The sequence below is a fragment of the Mumia zhuanghuii genome (genome assembly GCF_042681565.1).
GTDB lineage: Bacteria > Actinomycetota > Actinomycetes > Propionibacteriales > Nocardioidaceae > Mumia.
On record NZ_JBHUFT010000003.1, the window covers coordinates 183,586 to 198,882 of the forward strand.

Below are 15,297 nucleotides of genomic sequence, written 5' to 3' on the forward strand. Positions count from 1 at the left end.
CGACCTGATGCTCTTCCTCCTGCTCGCCCACCTGGTCGCCGCAGCAGCCGCTCCTGCGCTCGTCCGTACGTTCGACCGGCACGCCTTCCTCCTCCTCGCTCTGGTCCCCGGCGCAAGTTTCGTCTGGCTCCTTCTGCAGGGGCCTGAGGTCACCGGCCCCGACGCGCGCACGCTCACCGAGACGTACGAGTGGGTGCCCACGATCGGCCTCGAGATCGGGCTTCGGCTCGACACGCTGAGCTGGACCCTGGCCCTGCTCGTCACGGGCGTCGGCGCGCTGGTCCTCTTCTACTGCACCTGGTACTTCCGCTCGTACGATCCCGCGCTCTGGCGCTTCTCCGGCGCATTCACGGCGTTCGCCGGCTCCATGCTCGGCCTCGTGCTGTCTCGGGACGCGCTGCTCCTGTACGTGTTCTGGGAGCTCACTACCGTCTTCTCCTACATCCTCGTCGGCCACAACCCCGAGCGTGTCGCCAACCGTCGCGCGGCGATGACGGCGCTGATCGTGACGACCTTCGGCGGCCTCGCGATGCTGGTCGGCCTCATCATGCTCGGGCAAGACGCAGGGTCATACCGCATCGACGCGATCATGGCGCTCTCCCCGACCGGCGCCGCGACCGCCACCGCGATCGCCCTCGTGCTGATCGGCGCGCTCAGCAAGTCGGCGCTGGTGCCGTTCCACTTCTGGCTCCCCGGCGCGATGGCCGCTCCGACGCCGGTGAGCGCCTACCTGCACGCGGCCGCGATGGTGAAGGCCGGCGTCTTCCTCGTCGCCGTGATGGCCCCCGCGTTCGCCGACGCCGCCCTGTGGCGGCCGACGCTGCTCGTGCTCGGCGTGCTGACGATGATCGTCGGTGGCCTGCGCGCGCTCGGGCAGCACGACGTCAAGCTGCTCCTCGCGTACGGGACGGTGAGCCAGCTCGGCTTCCTCGTCGCCGTGGTCGGGCTCGGCACCCGTGCAGCCGCGCTCGCCGGCGTCGCGATGGTCGTCGCCCACGCCCTGTTCAAAGCGGCGCTCTTCATGGTCGTTGGCATCGTCGACCACTCGGCTCACACCCGCGACCTGCGCAAGCTGTCGCGGCTGCGCCCCGCGATGCCCTGGCTCTTCGGCTTCACCGTGCTCGCGGCGGCCTCGATGGCCGGCATCCCGCCGATGCTCGGGTTCGTCGCCAAGGAGTCGGTGTACGGCGCGTTCGTCGACGTGGTCTCGACCGGCGACGGCACCGGGATCGGACCGGTCGCCGGCTCTCTCGTGCTCGCGGGGCTGGTCTTCGGCTCGCTGCTCACCATGGCGTACACGTTGCGCTTCGTGTGGGGTGTCTTCGGCGACAAGCCGGGCGTCGACCAGCCCGCCAACCTGGTCCCTGTGCCTGCCGGGTTCGCGACGCCGACCGCCCTCCTCGCCTCGGCTTCGCTCGTGCTCGCGTTCTTCGGCAGCGGTCTGACCAAGCTGTGGGCGGGGTACGACCACCAGTTCCCCGAGGGCGACCACCACGCGGAGCTCGCCCTCTGGCACGGGTTCTCCCCTGCCCTCGGCCTGTCCGTGGTCGCGGTCCTCGGCGGCATCGCGCTCTTCACATGGCAGCAGCGCCGTGCGCTCGTCCCCGCCGCGCCCTGGATGCCGTCGGCCGAGCGGGCGTACGAGGGCATCATGCGCAACACCGACCGGCTCGCCGTCGAGGTCACCGGTCGTACGCAGCGCGGCTCGCTGCCCTTCTACCTCGGCTCGATCCTCGTGGTCGTCCTGCTGATCCCCGGCACTGCGCTCGTACTCAACCGCACGTGGACCGAGGACGTCGTGTGGTTCGACTCCGCGGCGCAGGCGGTCGTCGCGATCCTGCTGGGTGTCGCGGCCGTGCTCACCGTCCGGTCGCGTCGCCGGCTCAAGGCCGTCCTGCTCGCGGGGGTGGCCGGCTACTGCACGGCGATGCTTTTCCTCCTTCACGGCGCACCCGATCTCGCGCTGACCCAGGTGCTCGTGGAGACGGTGACGCTGGTCGTGTTCGTGCTGGTGCTGCGCCGCATGGCCCCGTACTTCTCCGACCGTCCACTCACCCGCGCCCGCTGGATCCGGGTGGGCATCGGCGCCCTCTCCGGGACCTTCGCCTCCGCGATCGCACTCGCCACCGCCGGCGTCCGGATCGGTGACCCGATCTCGGTCGCGTTCGCCGAGAGCGCCGTCGAGTACGGCGGAGGCCACAACATCGTGAACGTGACCCTCGTGGACATCCGCGCCTGGGACACGATGGGCGAGCTGTCGGTCCTCGTGGTGGCCGCCACCGGTGTCGCCTCGCTGATCTTCCTCATCACCGGTCGCGGTGGGGCGCAGAGCCCTGCCGCCCCGCTGCCCGAGGGGCACTCGACCGGTCGCTGGCTGCGCGCGGGCCGTACGCTCGCCCCGGAGCGACGTTCGATCGTCTTCGAGATCGTCACGCGGCTGATCTTCCACACGGTCATCCTGTTCTCCGTGTGGCTGATCTTCTCCGGCCACAACGGTCCGGGCGGCGGCTTCGCCGGCGGTCTGATGGCCGGCCTCGCACTGATGGTCCGCTACCTCGCCGGCGGACGGTACGAGCTCGACGAAGCGGCGCCGGTCGACGCCGGACGGGTCCTCGGACTCGGCCTCTCGGTCGCGACCGTGTCCGCGCTCGCGCCGCTGGCGTTCGGCGGCCAGGTCTTCCAGAGCGCGATCGTCAAGTTCCACCTGTTCGCGATCGGCGACATCAAGCTGGTCACGTCGCTCTTCTTCGACCTCGGCGTCTATCTCGTGGTCGTGGGTCTCATGCTCGACGTCCTGCGCAGCCTCGGCGGCGGGATCGACGCCGACATCGAGACCGGGGACGCCGATCCCGAGCTACCGGGCTCCTACACCGACCCTGAGATCGAGCCGCTGACGGGAGGCGTCCGATGACCGTCAACCTGGTTCTCGTCATCGTCATCGGTGTGACCTTCGCCTGCGGCGTGACACTGCTGCTCGAGCGAAGCCTGACCCGCATCGTCGTCGGCACCCTGTTGATCGGCAACGCCGTCAACCTCATCTTCATCGTGGCCTCCGGCGCACCCGGCCGTGCCCCGATCGTCGACGAGTCCGACCCGTCCCCGATGAGCGACCCGCTCCCGCAGGCGATGGTGCTCACCGCGATCGTCATCACCCTCGGCGTCGCGTCGTTCCTGCTCGCCATGGCGTACAGGTCGTGGCAGCTGCAGGGGCACGACGAAGTCCAGGACGACATGGAGGACCGCCTCATCATGCGGCTGGCCGAGCTCGACGAGGCGTCACAATCGTACGAGGAAGGTGGCGGAGCTCCGGACGAGGAAGGCGCCGACACCGAGGAGGTCGAGCGATGACCGCCGACTCCGCGATGTCCTTCCTGATCCCGCTGCCGGTCGTGCTGGCGCTGCTCGGCGCCGGGGTGTGCCTCGCGCTCGGCCAGAACGCCCGCGCCCAGCGCGTCATCAGCTTCACGACCCTCTCGATCATCGTCGCCGTCGCGGGCGTCCTGCTGTGGGCAGCCGACCGGGACGGCCCGCAGGTCGTGTACGTCGGGGGCTGGCCCGCCCGCATGGGCATCGTGCTGGTCGCCGACCGGTTGTCCGCCTTGCTGCTGCTCGTGTCGGCGATCGTGACGCTGTGCGTCCTCGCGTACTCCGTGGGCCAGGGCATCATCGAGTTCGGCCGCGACACGCCGTTGTCGGTGTTCTACCCGACGTTCCTCGTCCTGTCGGCGGGAGTCTCCAACGCCTTCCTGTCGGGCGACCTCTTCAACCTGTACGTCGGGTTCGAGATCCTGCTGGCGGCGAGCTACGTGCTCATCACCCTTGGCGGCACCGGGCCACGGGTGCGCGCCGGGACGACGTACGTCGTCGTGTCGGTGCTGTCATCGATGGTGTTCCTCATCGCGATCGCGGGCGTCTACGCGGCGACCGGCACGGTCAACATGGCCGATCTCGCGGTCAAGCTGCAGGAGGTCCCCGAGGGGGTCCGCATCGTCCTGCAGCTCATGCTGCTCACCGCGTTCTCGATCAAGGCCGCCGTCTTCCCGCTGTCGGCGTGGCTCCCCGACTCCTACCCGACCGCACCCGCACCCGTGACGGCGGTGTTCGCGGGCCTGCTGACCAAGGTCGGCGTGTACGCGATCATGCGCGTGCAGACGCTGCTCTTCCCGGACAGCCCGCTGTCGGACCTGCTGCTGTGGGCCGCGCTGCTGACGATGTTCGTGGGCATCCTCGGCGCCATCGCGCAGTCCGACATCAAACGTATGCTCTCGTTCACCCTCGTCAGCCATATCGGCTACATGATGTTCGGGGTCGCGGTCGCCTCCGACCTGGGGCTCGCGGGCGCGATCTTCTACATCGTCCACCACATCACGATCCAGACCACGCTCTTCCTGGTCACGGGCCTGATAGAGATCCGTGGCGGCTCGACGTCGTTGGAGCACCTCGGCGGTCTCGCGAAGGCCGCCCCGGTGCTTGCGCTGATGTTCTTCCTGCCGGCGATGAACCTCTCCGGCATCCCTCCGTTCTCCGGCTTCCTCGGCAAGGTCGCCCTCGTCCAGGCCGGGGTCGACCGGGCAGGCTGGCTCTCGTACCTGGTCGTGGCGGCCTCGATCCTCACCAGCCTCCTCACCCTGTACGCGGTGGCGAAGACATGGAACCGCGCGTTCTGGCGGCCCCGTACGGAGGAACCCGACGAGCTCACCGAGTCCGTCCCCAGCTCCGGCACGAAGTCGGGCGAGCCGTGGGGTGACACGGTCGCGACGTCCGTACGCTCGCTCCCTCGCGCGATGGTCACCCCGACGCTGACGCTGGTCGCGCTCGGCACGGCGCTCACCCTGCTTGCCGGGCCGTTGTTCGGGATCACCGAGCGCGCGGCCGAGGAGCTGCGCGATCGCGACCCGTACATCGAGACCGTCCTCAACGACGGCAGCGTGGCAGGATCCATCGTCCCGCGCGGGTCAGGAGGTGCCGAGTGAGCGACGCGAACGACGCGAACGACGCCTCTCGTCGCACCCAGGCGCGCCGCGCCCTTCAGTGGCCCGTCGTGCTGTGGCTCACGCTCGTTTGGGTGCTGCTCTGGGGTGAGTTCACCGTCGGCAACATCCTCGCCGGGGCCGTCATCGCGGTCGCGATCATCCGGGTCTTTCCGCTGCCGCCGATCGAGTTCCACGGCCGGGTGCACCCGTGGCGGCTCCTCATCCTGGTGTACGCGTTCTTCCGTGATCTGGTCGCGTCGAGCGTTCAGGTCGCGACCATCGTGATGCGCTTCGGCTACCAGCCGGTCAACGCGGTGCTCGTCGTCCCGATGCGGACCCGCAGCGAGCTCGCCCTCATGCTCACCTCCGAGATCGTGTCGCTGGTCCCCGGCAGCCTCCTGATCGAGGCGTCGAGGAGCACCTGGACCCTGCAGATCCACGTGCTCGAGACCCGCAGCCAGGCCGACGTCGAGGCTGCACGACAACGCGTCTGGGACGAGGAGGAGCGGGTCGTTCGCGCACTCGGCAACGCCGAGGACATCGCCCGGATCGAGCAGCCGCGCCCGGAAGGTGGGTTCCGATGACCTGGATGACCGTGGTCGCGTGGGTGGCCGGAGGCATGCTCGGGATCGCTGCCGTCCTCGCGGTGGTCCGTGCCGCCCTCGGACCGTCGATGCCCAACCGTGCAGTCGCGATCGACGTGCTCGTCGCCGTGCTCGTGGGCGGACTCGGTGTCGAGGCGGCGTACAACCGCCACACCGACACGCTCCCGATCCTGGTCGTCCTCTCTCTGGTCGGGATGGTCGGCTCGGTGAGCATCGCGCGCTTCGCCACGAGCGACGAGCCTGACGAGTCCGATCCCGAGCGCATCGACGGTACGGAGGGATCCCGATGAGACTCGCCCTCGACATCGCTTCGGCGTTCTGCCTGCTGTCCGGCGCTTTCCTCGCGCTGATCGCCGCCATCGGCATCGCGCGATTCAACAACCTGTTCAGCCGGATGCACGCTGCCACAAAGCCTCAGGTGCTCGGGCTGCTGCTCATCCTGCTCGGGATCGGGCTCCGGATGGAGGCGTGGAGCGACCTCGGCCTCCTCGTGCTCGTCGCCGTCTTCCAGCTGCTCACCGCTCCCGTCGCGGCGCACATGCTCGGACGCGCGGTCTATCGCACCGGCGGCGCGGACCACGACGAGAGGCTCGTCGACGAGCAGATGCCGGCGGACTGACTTCGGCTCTAGAGTCGCGAACGCTCGGCGTCTTTCGCGCAAGGAGTGTCTGAGGACCCACGGTGGGGCCGGATCGGTGGAGACGTGGACATCTCTGACGCGGACCTGGTCGTACGCTCGCTCTCCCACGCGCGATGCTTCGAGGATCTCGTCGGTCGCCACGGTGCACGGATCCATGCGTACCTCGCGCGTCGCGTGCCCGCGGCTGCCGACGATCTGCTCAGCGAGGTGTGGCTCGCGGCGTTCGAAGGTCGCCACCGGTACGACCCCGCGCAGGGTGGCGTGATCGGGTGGCTCTTCGGGATCGCGAGGCACGTCATGTTCGCGCACCTGCGACGCGAACGGCGCGGTCACGACCTGGCGGGCCGGCTGGTCGAGGGCGCAGTCGACGACTGGCATGCCGTCGATGCCCGGCTCGACGCGTCACGAACGGCTGCGGACCTCCGCGATGCCCTGGGGCAACTGCCAGCGGAGGAGCGCGACGTCCTGCTGCTCGTCGTGTGGGATCAGCTGACGCCGTCCGAGGCAGCGCAGACGCTCGCGATCGCTCCAGGCACTGCCCGATCGAGATTGCACCGTGCGCGCACACGCCTCCGGACCGCGTCGTCCTCACGAGGGCCGGCCGCTGTGCCGTCGCGCACAGAGCCGATGACCGACGAAGGAGCACCGTTATGACGATCACCGACCAGGCCGACCCTTGGACCGAGCTCGAGCGCGCCGGCCACGTCGCACCGGCGAGCGACGATGTGCTCGCCGCCGCACGGGCCACCGTACGACGGGCCGCCACGACGGAGACCCTGCGTGCGGACGTCGCCCGCGTACGACGGCGTCGCCGCAGGCGGATCGGGCTCGTCGCGGCCACGGTCGCGACGGCGTTGACGCTCGGCGCGACCACGATCGACGTCGGCGGCGAGCGGATCGGGGTCTCACCTGCTGCAGCGGCAGTGCTCGAGCGGGCAGCGCGCGTGACCCTCGCGGAGTCCGACCCGGTCGTGAAGCCCGGCCAGTACCTGCGGATCAGGCTCGTCCAGCAGTCGTGGACGGACGGGGTCCACGGACGATGGCAGCAGCGGTGGACCCGCACGATCTGGGTGCCATACGACCGCGATGCCGACTGGACGTTCCGCGAGCGGACGGACACCCCGGGCGCCTCGGAGGAGCTCCAGGCGATCTACCGGCAGGTGGACGGGACGTGGCGGCGACCGAGCTGGAGCAACAAGGCGAGCGGGCAGGGGAAGTACCTCGAGACGTACGACCCCGACTGGTACGCCACGCTCCCGCGCGACCCGGATGCTCTGCTCGCGCGACTCCGCAAGGAGTTCGGCGGCGACGGCGCCGGGCTCGCGTACGACTTCCGCGAGATCTACAGCGAGGCGCTGCGAAGCGGGCTGGCCCCCGCCGCGTTCCGAGCCCGGCTGTTCGAGGCCCTCGCCGAGGAGCCTGGGGTTCGCGTGAGCGAGGACGTGCGCACGCTCGACGGGCGGATGGGCGTCGGGATCGGCTATGGGGATGGCGCCGGGTCGTGGCGGATGGTGTTCGACAAGCAGACCGGTCGCTATATCGGCGAGTGGGCACGCGAGGGCGACCTCGAGGGCCTGGCGCCCGGCGAGCCGAGCTTTGTCACCTCCGTCCAGACCGACGTCGTCGACTCCGCTCCCCCGCCGGACTGAGGAGCGTGCCCGTGGTCACTCCCACGGATTGACCACGGGCACGCCCAGCGGAGAAAAGTCCGCGACGCTGCGGGTGACGACGGTCATGCCGTGGACTATCGCGGTGGCGGCGATGAAGGCGTCGCGCTCCGGCCGAGGATCGGGCACGTGCAATCGCGCGGTCTCGCGCGCGACAGGAAGGTCGATCGGGAGGATCCGCGCCTCGTACGCAACGATCTGGCGTTCGAACCACTCGCGAAGCCGCCGCCCCTGCGCACTATCTAGTCGCTCGATCCTTGCCACGCCGTGGGCAAGTTCGAAGACGGTGATGGCACTCAGGTGGCACTCATGATCGGGGACGTTCTCGAGCCACGCGCGAACCCGGGCATCCATGCGATCGCCGAATCGCACCTCGCTGACGACGTTTGTGTCGAGGATGAAGGTCATAGCTCGGGGATCTTTGCCCCGAAGTGCATGGGCTGGGGGTCGAAGTCGACGACCGGTTCTTCCATGGCCAGCCAGTCGAGGGCGGAGCGCGTCGGCGCCACGATGCGCTCGTACTCCTCGATGGTCATCAACACGTGCGACGGTCGCCCGCGGTCGGTGATGATGACGGGCTCTTCCTCAGCGGCGCGTTTGGCCGCACTGACGTCGCGATTGAAATCGCGCGCGGTCATCGTGGTCATCGACTCACCTCCGACGTAGGTACGTACCTACTTTAGGTCAGAGGTCACCCCACACAACCGCTCAGCTCTCAGCCTGTGCCACGTCGAAGTAGTTGCCCTCTGGATCGGCCAAGGTCACCCAACGGAAGCCGGTCTCCATAGTCTGGTCGGACACCTTGTCCGCGCCGGCCGCCTCGAGCCGCGAGACCTCGGCGTCGAGGTCGGTCGCGACCAGGTCGAGGTGCATCTTGTTCTTGCCGGGCGTCGGACGCTCGACCTTCTGAAAGGCGAGCTGGACCGGCGCACCGGGGACGGCCACGACGACGAACCAGCCCTCGTTCTCCTGGACGACCTCGCCGCCCACCTGCTCGGCCCACCACCTCCCCAGCGCAAGCGCATCAAGACTGTCGACGGTGACCATGCCCACGGAGAGAGTCATGCTCAGCACGCTAGCGGGCCACCCGGACACTTCGCGCTCTCATTCTCCGGGTGTTGGCGTACGCGCACGTCCTCGGAGAGGATCGACCGCGTGACGACGGCGACTGGCGACTTCGACCTGACCATCGACGAGCTGCGCGTCGTCGCGCGCTTCGTGGCCGAGACCGCCGAAGCGGTCCTTCCCGTTTTCGAGGAGGCTCACCCCCACGATCCCCGACCTCGCACTGCGCTCGATGCCGCGCGGGAGTTCGTGAACGGCGCCCGCCGGTCCAGGCTCCAGCGCGTCACGTCGATGGACGCTCACCGTGCGGCGAAGGTGGCGTCCACCGAGTCCGCCCGGCTCGCCGCCCAGGCCGCCGGCGACGCGGCCTCGGCCGCGTATCTGCACCCGATTGCCAAGGCGCACCAGGTCGGCCACCTCCTCCGTGCCGCCGCGAACGCCGCACGCATCGCCGAGATCGGCGCGGGCGGCGATCCCGATGCGGCGGAGGCGGTGCTCGTGCAGGCCCGGGAGCGGGCGACGCCGGTGCTCATCGAGGTCCTGAGCCGCTATCCCGCCCCACCGGTCGGCAAGAGCCGCACCGCGCAGCTCATGTCGGCGCTCGACGCCTCGCTGCGCTCGTGCCGGTGACGGCGCCACCCGCTCGGCGACGTCAGTCCCGCACGCAGCGCGCCACGTACCGTCCGTCCACGACCTCCACGCCGTGCGTCTCGTGCTCGAACCCCGGGAACCGCTGGTCGAACTCCTCCAGCGCCCGCAGGTAGGCGAGGAACGGCCCGTCGTCCGGCCCCGCCGACTCGCCCGGCATGACGAGCGGGATCCCCGGCGGGTACGGGACGAGGCCGATCGCGAGCGTACGGTCGGCGAGCGCATCGAGCGGCACCGCGTCGACGGTCCCGCGGACCACGTGCGCGTACGCTCGCGCCGGCGTCGTCACCGGGACGGGGTGCGCGCCGAAGGCCTCGCGCTGCAGGGCCAGCAGCCTCGTACGGCCGATAGTCGCGTGCTGCTCCTCGGCGAGGTCGCGCAGCCCCATACCCGCATAGCGGCGCGGGTCGCGCGCGAACGTCGCAGGCAGCACCTGCTCCAGCGAGCGGTTCACGTCGAGGTCGCGCTTGAACGACATCAGCGTCGTGACCAGCGATCCCCACTTGCCGCGTGTCACGCCGATCGAGAACAGCAGCAGGATCGAGTACGACTGCGTCTTCTCGACCACGATCGACGCCTGCTGCTCGAGGTACTCCGACAGGATCGGCGCCGGCACGCCAAACTCCGCGAGGGTCCCGTCCTCGTTCACCCCCGGCGTCACGACGGAGACCTTGATCGGGTCGAGCATCGCGTACGAGTCGGGCAGGTCGAAGCCGTGCCACTTCTCGTCCTCGCGCAGCAGCCACGGCTCCGGCGACGAGCGGAGCCACTCCTCGTCGGCATCCTCGAAGCGCACCTTCGCGCCGTCGGGCTGCGTGACCGTCTCCGGCTGCCACGGGACCAGTGCCCAGTCGTCGTCCGGCGTCTCGGCGGCCACCCGCGCGAGCGTACGGCGGAACGCGACCGCCTCCTGGATCGAGATGCCGGTCAGCAACGGCCCGCCACGTCCGGCCATCATCGCCGCCGACACGTCGTTGGAGGCGATGATCGAGTAGAGCGGGGACGTCGACGCGTGCATCATGTACGCCTCGTTGAAGAGGTCGTGCTCGACCGGGTTGCGCCCGTTGCGGACGTGCAGGTACGAGGCCTGCGACAGCGCCGCGAGGAGCTTGTGCGTCGACTGCGTGGCGAAGGTCGTCGGACCGTCCGCAGGGCGCTCGCCGGTGTGCATCGCGAAGCGCTCGGCATAGATCGGGTGGAACGCTGCGTACCCGTACCAGGCCTCGTCGAAGTGCAGCCTGTCGATGTGCTCGCCGAGCGTCCGCTCGACGGTCGGCACGTGATAGAGCAGCCCGTCGTACGTGGAGTTGGTGATCATCGCGATCACCGGGGCGGCGGTGGCGTCCTCGACCAGCGGGGACGCGGCGAGCTTCGCGGCGACGGCCTCGCGCGTGAGCTCGGTCGGCGGCACCGGGCCGATGATGCCGAGGTGGTTGCGGGTCGTCGTGAGATAGACCGGGACGCCGTGGGTGAGCGTCGCCGCCTGCTCGATCGACTTGTGCGCGTTGCGGTCGAGGACCATCACGTCGCCCGCGACGACGGACGCCTGGTGCAGCACCCGGTTGGAGGTGGAGGTGCCGTTCGTGACGAAGTAAGTCATGTCGGCGCCGAAGATCGAGGCTGCGCGGCGCTCCGCCTCACCGATCGGGCCGGAGTGGTCGAGCAGCGAGCCGAGCTCGCGGACCGACACCGAGAGGTCGGAGCGGAACGTCTGCTCGCCGAAGAACTCCCAGAACGCCCTGCCCGCGGGCGAGCGCAGGAACGCGGCGCCGCCCTCGTGGCCCGGGGTGTGCCAGGAGTACTCGTGCTTGCGCGCGAAGCGGACGAGCGCCCCGAACATCGGCGGGAGCACGTCCTCGCGATAGCGCTCGGCCGCGTTGCGGATGCGGCCGGCGATCCACGACGGGGTGTCGTCGAGGAGGTAGATCAGCTGGTCCACCTCGCGCAGCACGGCCGTGTCGAGCGAGTCGGCGCCACGCGTGCCCGTCATCACGAACACGGGGAGGTCGGCGTTGCGCGCCCGGACTCCGGCGAGGAAGGTGGCGAGGCGGTTCGGGTCGACGTGCGCCTCGTGCTGGTCGGAGTCGCCGCCCGCGTCGGCGATGACGGCGCACAGCGACGCGTCCGACGCGACCCGCAGCACGGCGTCATCGGGGCTCGGCGCGAACTCCGTCCGTACGTCGATGCGCTCGAGCTCCTGGACGACGCGGCGCAGCATCTCCTCGTGCGCGGTCGAGGTCTGCGGTCGCTCATCGACGATGAGGACCTTGATCGCTCGCGAGGTCATTGATCCTTCGCTCTGCTCGGGCATATGCCGCAGATCCTCCCGTCCCTTAGTGGCTTTACGGCAGATCATACGCATCGGCCGGTGGCTGATCGGCCGACCTGAGGAGCCGTCCGACCCTCCCGGTACGGTCGTACTCATGCGGATCGCCACCTGGAACGTCAACTCCATCCGTTCGCGCATCGACCGCGTCGCCGCGTGGCTCGAGCGCAGTGACGTCGACGTGCTCGCGATCCAGGAGACGAAGTGCCGTGACGACCAGTTCCCCGAGCTGCCGCTGATCGGTACGGGCTACGAGGTCGCGCACCACGGCCTCTCACAGTGGAACGGCGTCGCGATCATCTCGCGCGTCGGCCTCGAGGACGTCCAGGTCGGGTTCGCCGACATGCCGACCTGGGGCGACCCAGCAGCCGCCGAGGCGCGCGCGATCTCCGCGGTGTGCGGAGGCGTACGCATCTGGTCGCTCTACGTGCCCAACGGGCGCACGCTCGAGGACCCGCACTACGTCTACAAGCTCCAGTGGCTGCGCCAGCTGCGCGAGGACGCCGCCGGCTGGCTGGCGAACGACCCGCAGGCGCAGATCGCACTGATGGGCGACTGGAACATCGCGCCCCACGACGAGGACGTCTGGGACATGGCGAAGTTCGAGGGCAAGACCCACGTCTCCAAGCTCGAGCGCGAGGCGTTCGCCGCGTTCGAGGACACCGGTTACGCCGACGTGGCCCGGCCGCACACGCCCGGCCCCGGGACGTACACCTACTGGGACTACACACAGCTGCGCTTCCCGCGCCGCGAGGGCATGCGGATCGACTTCGCGCTGTGCTCGCCCGCGCTCGCCGGCCGGGTGACCGGTGCGTCGATCGACCGCGAGGAGCGCAAGGGCAAGGGCGCGTCCGACCACGCCCCCGTCATCGTCGACCTCTCCTAGCGCCCCGGGGTCACTCTCCGCCCGCCCCGGGTCACTCTCTGGCCGCCCCGGGTCACTCTCTGGCCGCCCCGGGTCACTCGTCGACGAACAGGTCGGGCCGCGCACCCTCGTACGGGGCGCGCCAGACGTCCTTGCCGTTCAGCGTGCCGACGTCCTCCCATCCTGCCGAGGCGATCAGCGAGTCCTCGGGCGCGTCAGGGAAGCGCCGCGGGTCGATCACATAGCGGTAGTTCCGCCCGCCCTTGCGCCACCTCAGCTCCATCCGGACGGCGCTGAGGAAGCCCAAGCGGTCAGCGACCCACCCTTGACGCGCCATCTCCTCGAACCACGCCTCGAGGTTCTCCGTGCCCCGAACACGAAACGGCACGAACCAGTACGTACGGGTCTCGCCACTCATGGCCCCATCGTCGTCGCGCGCATAGTGACCCGCGAGCGCAAGACAGTGACCCGCGGCGCGCAGAGAGTGACCCGGGAGGGGGTCAGCCTTGGAGATATGCCAGGACGGCGAGTACGCGACGGTTGTCGTCCTCCGAGACCGGGAGGTCGAGCTTGGCAAAGATCGAGTTGGTGTGCTTCGAGATCGCCTTCTCCGTCACGAACAGCCGCGCCGCGATCGCCGCGTTGGAGCGTCCCTCAGCCATCAGGCCGAGCACCTCGCGCTCGCGGTCGGTGAGCCTGTCGACCGGACGGTTCGCGGCTGCCTTCGACAGCAGCACCGACACCACCTCCGGATCGAGCACCGTGCCGCCGGCGGCCACCTGCCGTACGCCGTCGACGAACCGCTCGACGTCAGCCACACGATCCTTCAGCAGGTAGCCGACCGCCCCTTCGCCCGACGACAGCAGCTCGCGAGCGTACAGCTGCTCGACGTACTGCGACAGCACGAGCACGGGCAGCCCCGGCCGCAGGGCACGCGCCTCGATCGCCGTCCGCAACCCTTCGTCGGTGAACGTCGGGGGCATCCGCACGTCCACGACCGCAACGTCCACGTCGACCTCTCGCAGCACCTTGGCGAGCGACGGCGCGTTGTCGACCGCCGCCACCACCGTGAAGTCGTTCGCCTCGAGCAGGCGCGTCAGGCCGTCCCGGAGGAGGGCGAGGTCTTCGGCGATGACAACGCGCACGGCAGCTCCATGGTGACGACGGTCGGTCCCCCGCGGGGACTCTCGACCACCATCGTGCCGTCGAACGCTGTCAATCGGCGAGCCACCCCCGCAAGACCCGTCCCGTCAGCAGGGTCCGCACCACCGCTGCCGTTGTCCGCGACGACCGCGCGCAGCCGCTCACCGTCGTACGAGAGGTCGACCGAGGCGGCACTCGCGTGCGCGTGCTTGACCACGTTCGCGAGCGCCTCGGCGACCGCGAAGTACATCGCGGTCTCCACCGGCTCCGGCGCCCGTCCCGGCACCACCGCCGCGAACGACGTCGGCACCGCGATATCGAGCGCGAGCGCCTGTGCGGCCCCGACGAGCCCTCGGTCGGCAAGCACCGGCGGATGGATCCCCCGCACGACCGACCGCAGGTCACCGAGAGCGGAGGTCGTGGTCGCCCGCGCCTCCTCGATCAGGCGTGCGGCCGCGTCTGGATCCGTACTCATGAGCTGCCCGGCGAGCCCGAGGCTCATCCCGAGAGATACGAGCCGCGCCTGTGCTCCGTCGTGCAGGTCGCGCTCGATGCGCCGCAGCTCGGCAGCGGAGTGGTCGATCGTCTCCGTACGGGACGCCGACACCTCGGCGAGACGCTTCTCCAGCTCGGCGCGCGTCGGGGACAGCAGAGCCAGGTCCATCCGAGCGCGCAACCGGCTCACCGGCGGCGTCAGGAACCACCACATGAGGGCCACGATCCCCGCCAGGATCCACATCGAGAACGACGAGGCCTGGTCGTCGATCTGCACGAGACCCAGCTCCATGTCGAAGACGCCCTTGGGCGTGACCCAGTAGATGAACGGGAAGATCAAGTACCAGATGACACCGAGCAGGAGCACAACCGGGATCAGCGAGAGGATCCAGCCGATCGTCGACGACGCGTAGGCCCAGCCGAGATCGCGCCATCGCGCGGGGTCACGCGCCCAGTCCTTCACGAGGATCTTGACGCCGCTCGACTCACGCTCGTGGTACGGGCTCACGACCGTCGTCCGCAGCACCTGCGACGCGAAGTAGCGGTGCACGTTGGCCAGCTGGCGCAGGAACGGGACGAATGCCGCGAGCACCGCCAGCCCCACGCCGAGGACGCCGAGAGGGATCGCCACGGTGATCACGATCAAGGTGACCAGCGTCGGGATCCCCAGCACGAGATAGACCAGCGCGAGCCCGGTCAGCGCGAACCGTGACGTTCGCCCGGACGGGGCGTACGTCTCGGGTATCGCCGTGGACAAGCTCATCGTCACTCCTGGGTCCGCTGTCGTCGTCATGCTCCCACTGTGCGTCGACGTCGCGCTGCGGACAGTGGACCTAGCACCACCTCGGTCCGGGACCTCGCCCCCCTGAT

Annotated in this window: 17 protein-coding genes; 10 read left to right on the forward strand and 7 right to left on the reverse strand. The window is 69.7% G+C overall.

Translation table 11 applies throughout. The features are described 5' to 3' along the window. Positions 1-7 precede the first annotated feature (7 nt). The 8 genes from ACFSDF_RS06665 to ACFSDF_RS06700 all read left to right on the forward strand — a co-directional run bounded on the left by ACFSDF_RS06665 (position 8) and on the right by ACFSDF_RS06700 (position 7,867). Entirely contained in the window at positions 8-2,911 is a 2,904-nt protein-coding gene (locus ACFSDF_RS06665; protein WP_377156783.1) for a Na+/H+ antiporter subunit A, read from the forward strand. Then, entirely contained in the window at positions 2,908-3,348 is a 441-nt protein-coding gene (locus tag ACFSDF_RS06670; RefSeq protein WP_167001365.1) for a Na(+)/H(+) antiporter subunit C, read from the forward strand. Before ACFSDF_RS06665 ends, ACFSDF_RS06670 begins: the two co-directional genes overlap by 4 nt. After that, positions 3,345-4,973 carry a Na+/H+ antiporter subunit D gene (locus ACFSDF_RS06675; protein WP_377156785.1) on the forward strand — a complete coding sequence of 543 codons (1,629 nt, stop codon included), beginning with the start codon at positions 3,345-3,347 and terminating at the stop codon, positions 4,971-4,973. The genes ACFSDF_RS06670 and ACFSDF_RS06675 overlap by 4 nt, the downstream gene beginning before the upstream one ends. Next, entirely contained in the window at positions 4,970-5,557 is a 588-nt protein-coding gene (locus tag ACFSDF_RS06680; protein WP_377156787.1) for a Na+/H+ antiporter subunit E, read from the forward strand. The genes ACFSDF_RS06675 and ACFSDF_RS06680 overlap by 4 nt, the downstream gene beginning before the upstream one ends. Further along, positions 5,554-5,868 (forward strand): monovalent cation/H+ antiporter complex subunit F, encoded by a 315-nt coding sequence (locus ACFSDF_RS06685; protein WP_208322245.1) that lies wholly within the window; start codon positions 5,554-5,556, stop codon positions 5,866-5,868. The genes ACFSDF_RS06680 and ACFSDF_RS06685 overlap by 4 nt, the downstream gene beginning before the upstream one ends. Then, positions 5,865-6,197, forward strand: coding sequence for a monovalent cation/H(+) antiporter subunit G (gene mnhG / locus ACFSDF_RS06690; protein ID WP_167001363.1), 333 nt, complete (start codon positions 5,865-5,867; stop codon positions 6,195-6,197). Before ACFSDF_RS06685 ends, mnhG begins: the two co-directional genes overlap by 4 nt. Before the next feature lie 84 nt (positions 6,198-6,281). Then, complete coding sequence (locus tag ACFSDF_RS06695) at positions 6,282-6,872, forward strand: RNA polymerase sigma factor (protein WP_377156790.1); 591 nt, start codon at positions 6,282-6,284, stop codon at positions 6,870-6,872. After that, positions 6,869-7,867, forward strand: a complete 999-nt coding sequence (locus ACFSDF_RS06700) for a CU044_5270 family protein (protein WP_377156792.1) — start codon at positions 6,869-6,871, stop codon at positions 7,865-7,867. Before ACFSDF_RS06695 ends, ACFSDF_RS06700 begins: the two co-directional genes overlap by 4 nt. 15 nt (positions 7,868-7,882) lie before the next feature. Here ACFSDF_RS06700 and ACFSDF_RS06705 read toward each other — a convergent pair whose 3' ends face one another. The 3 genes from ACFSDF_RS06705 to ACFSDF_RS06715 form a co-directional block, all read right to left on the reverse strand. Beyond that, positions 7,883-8,293: a type II toxin-antitoxin system VapC family toxin gene (locus tag ACFSDF_RS06705; RefSeq protein WP_167249189.1), complete on the reverse strand. Its 411-nt coding sequence runs from the start codon at positions 8,291-8,293 to the stop codon at positions 7,883-7,885. Then, positions 8,290-8,532, reverse strand: a complete 243-nt coding sequence (locus ACFSDF_RS06710) for a type II toxin-antitoxin system Phd/YefM family antitoxin (RefSeq protein ID WP_167001361.1) — start codon at positions 8,530-8,532, stop codon at positions 8,290-8,292. Before ACFSDF_RS06710 ends, ACFSDF_RS06705 begins: the two co-directional genes overlap by 4 nt. A gap of 61 nt (positions 8,533-8,593) precedes the next feature. After that, positions 8,594-8,950 (reverse strand): VOC family protein, encoded by a 357-nt coding sequence (locus tag ACFSDF_RS06715; protein ID WP_167001360.1) that lies wholly within the window; start codon positions 8,948-8,950, stop codon positions 8,594-8,596. A gap of 90 nt (positions 8,951-9,040) precedes the next feature. Between ACFSDF_RS06715 and ACFSDF_RS06720 the strand changes: the two genes are divergently transcribed. Beyond that, on the forward strand, positions 9,041-9,580 hold the full coding sequence (locus tag ACFSDF_RS06720) for a putative immunity protein (RefSeq protein WP_167001359.1): 540 nt from the start codon (positions 9,041-9,043) through the stop codon (positions 9,578-9,580). 22 nt (positions 9,581-9,602) lie between these two features. Here ACFSDF_RS06720 and ACFSDF_RS06725 read toward each other — a convergent pair whose 3' ends face one another. After that, positions 9,603-11,885, reverse strand: a complete 2,283-nt coding sequence (locus ACFSDF_RS06725; RefSeq protein ID WP_167249192.1) for an Orn/Lys/Arg family decarboxylase — start codon at positions 11,883-11,885, stop codon at positions 9,603-9,605. A gap of 136 nt (positions 11,886-12,021) precedes the next feature. On the opposite strand from ACFSDF_RS06725, the gene ACFSDF_RS06730 reads away from it, so the two are divergent. Beyond that, positions 12,022-12,810: an exodeoxyribonuclease III gene (locus ACFSDF_RS06730; protein WP_167001357.1), complete on the forward strand. Its 789-nt coding sequence runs from the start codon at positions 12,022-12,024 to the stop codon at positions 12,808-12,810. 73 nt (positions 12,811-12,883) lie between these two features. Here ACFSDF_RS06730 and ACFSDF_RS06735 read toward each other — a convergent pair whose 3' ends face one another. The 3 genes from ACFSDF_RS06735 to ACFSDF_RS06745 form a co-directional block, all read right to left on the reverse strand. Next, on the reverse strand, positions 12,884-13,207 hold the full coding sequence (locus ACFSDF_RS06735; RefSeq protein ID WP_377156796.1) for a DUF2812 domain-containing protein: 324 nt from the start codon (positions 13,205-13,207) through the stop codon (positions 12,884-12,886). An 82-nt stretch (positions 13,208-13,289) separates the two neighbouring features. Next, the gene (locus ACFSDF_RS06740; RefSeq protein WP_167001355.1) at positions 13,290-13,934 is read right to left on the reverse strand and encodes a response regulator transcription factor; all 645 of its coding nucleotides are present in this window, start codon (positions 13,932-13,934) and stop codon (positions 13,290-13,292) included. After that, positions 13,886-15,220: a sensor histidine kinase gene (locus ACFSDF_RS06745; protein WP_167001354.1), complete on the reverse strand. Its 1,335-nt coding sequence runs from the start codon at positions 15,218-15,220 to the stop codon at positions 13,886-13,888. The genes ACFSDF_RS06740 and ACFSDF_RS06745 overlap by 49 nt, the downstream gene beginning before the upstream one ends. Positions 15,221-15,297 lie beyond the last annotated feature (77 nt).

Bases quoted from the DNA above. Each gene is read 5' to 3' on its own strand.
- mnhG (WP_167001363.1), top strand. From the start codon at position 5,865: ATGAGACTCGCCCTCGACATCGCTTCGGCGTTCTGCCTGCTGTCCGGC.
- ACFSDF_RS06685 (WP_208322245.1), top strand. From the start codon at position 5,554: ATGACCTGGATGACCGTGGTCGCGTGGGTGGCCGGAGGCATGCTCGGG.
- ACFSDF_RS06735 (WP_377156796.1), bottom strand. From the start codon at position 13,207: ATGAGTGGCGAGACCCGTACGTACTGGTTCGTGCCGTTTCGTGTTCGG.
- ACFSDF_RS06725 (WP_167249192.1), bottom strand. From the start codon at position 11,885: ATGACCTCGCGAGCGATCAAGGTCCTCATCGTCGATGAGCGACCGCAG.
- ACFSDF_RS06705 (WP_167249189.1), bottom strand. From the start codon at position 8,293: ATGACCTTCATCCTCGACACAAACGTCGTCAGCGAGGTGCGATTCGGC.
- ACFSDF_RS06745 (WP_167001354.1), bottom strand. From the start codon at position 15,220: ATGACGACGACAGCGGACCCAGGAGTGACGATGAGCTTGTCCACGGCG.
- ACFSDF_RS06710 (WP_167001361.1), bottom strand. From the start codon at position 8,532: ATGACCACGATGACCGCGCGCGATTTCAATCGCGACGTCAGTGCGGCC.
- ACFSDF_RS06665 (WP_377156783.1), top strand. From the start codon at position 8: ATGCTCTTCCTCCTGCTCGCCCACCTGGTCGCCGCAGCAGCCGCTCCT.
- ACFSDF_RS06700 (WP_377156792.1), top strand. From the start codon at position 6,869: ATGACGATCACCGACCAGGCCGACCCTTGGACCGAGCTCGAGCGCGCC.
- ACFSDF_RS06670 (WP_167001365.1), top strand. From the start codon at position 2,908: ATGACCGTCAACCTGGTTCTCGTCATCGTCATCGGTGTGACCTTCGCC.
- ACFSDF_RS06715 (WP_167001360.1), bottom strand. From the start codon at position 8,950: ATGACTCTCTCCGTGGGCATGGTCACCGTCGACAGTCTTGATGCGCTT.
- ACFSDF_RS06730 (WP_167001357.1), top strand. From the start codon at position 12,022: ATGCGGATCGCCACCTGGAACGTCAACTCCATCCGTTCGCGCATCGAC.
- ACFSDF_RS06675 (WP_377156785.1), top strand. From the start codon at position 3,345: ATGACCGCCGACTCCGCGATGTCCTTCCTGATCCCGCTGCCGGTCGTG.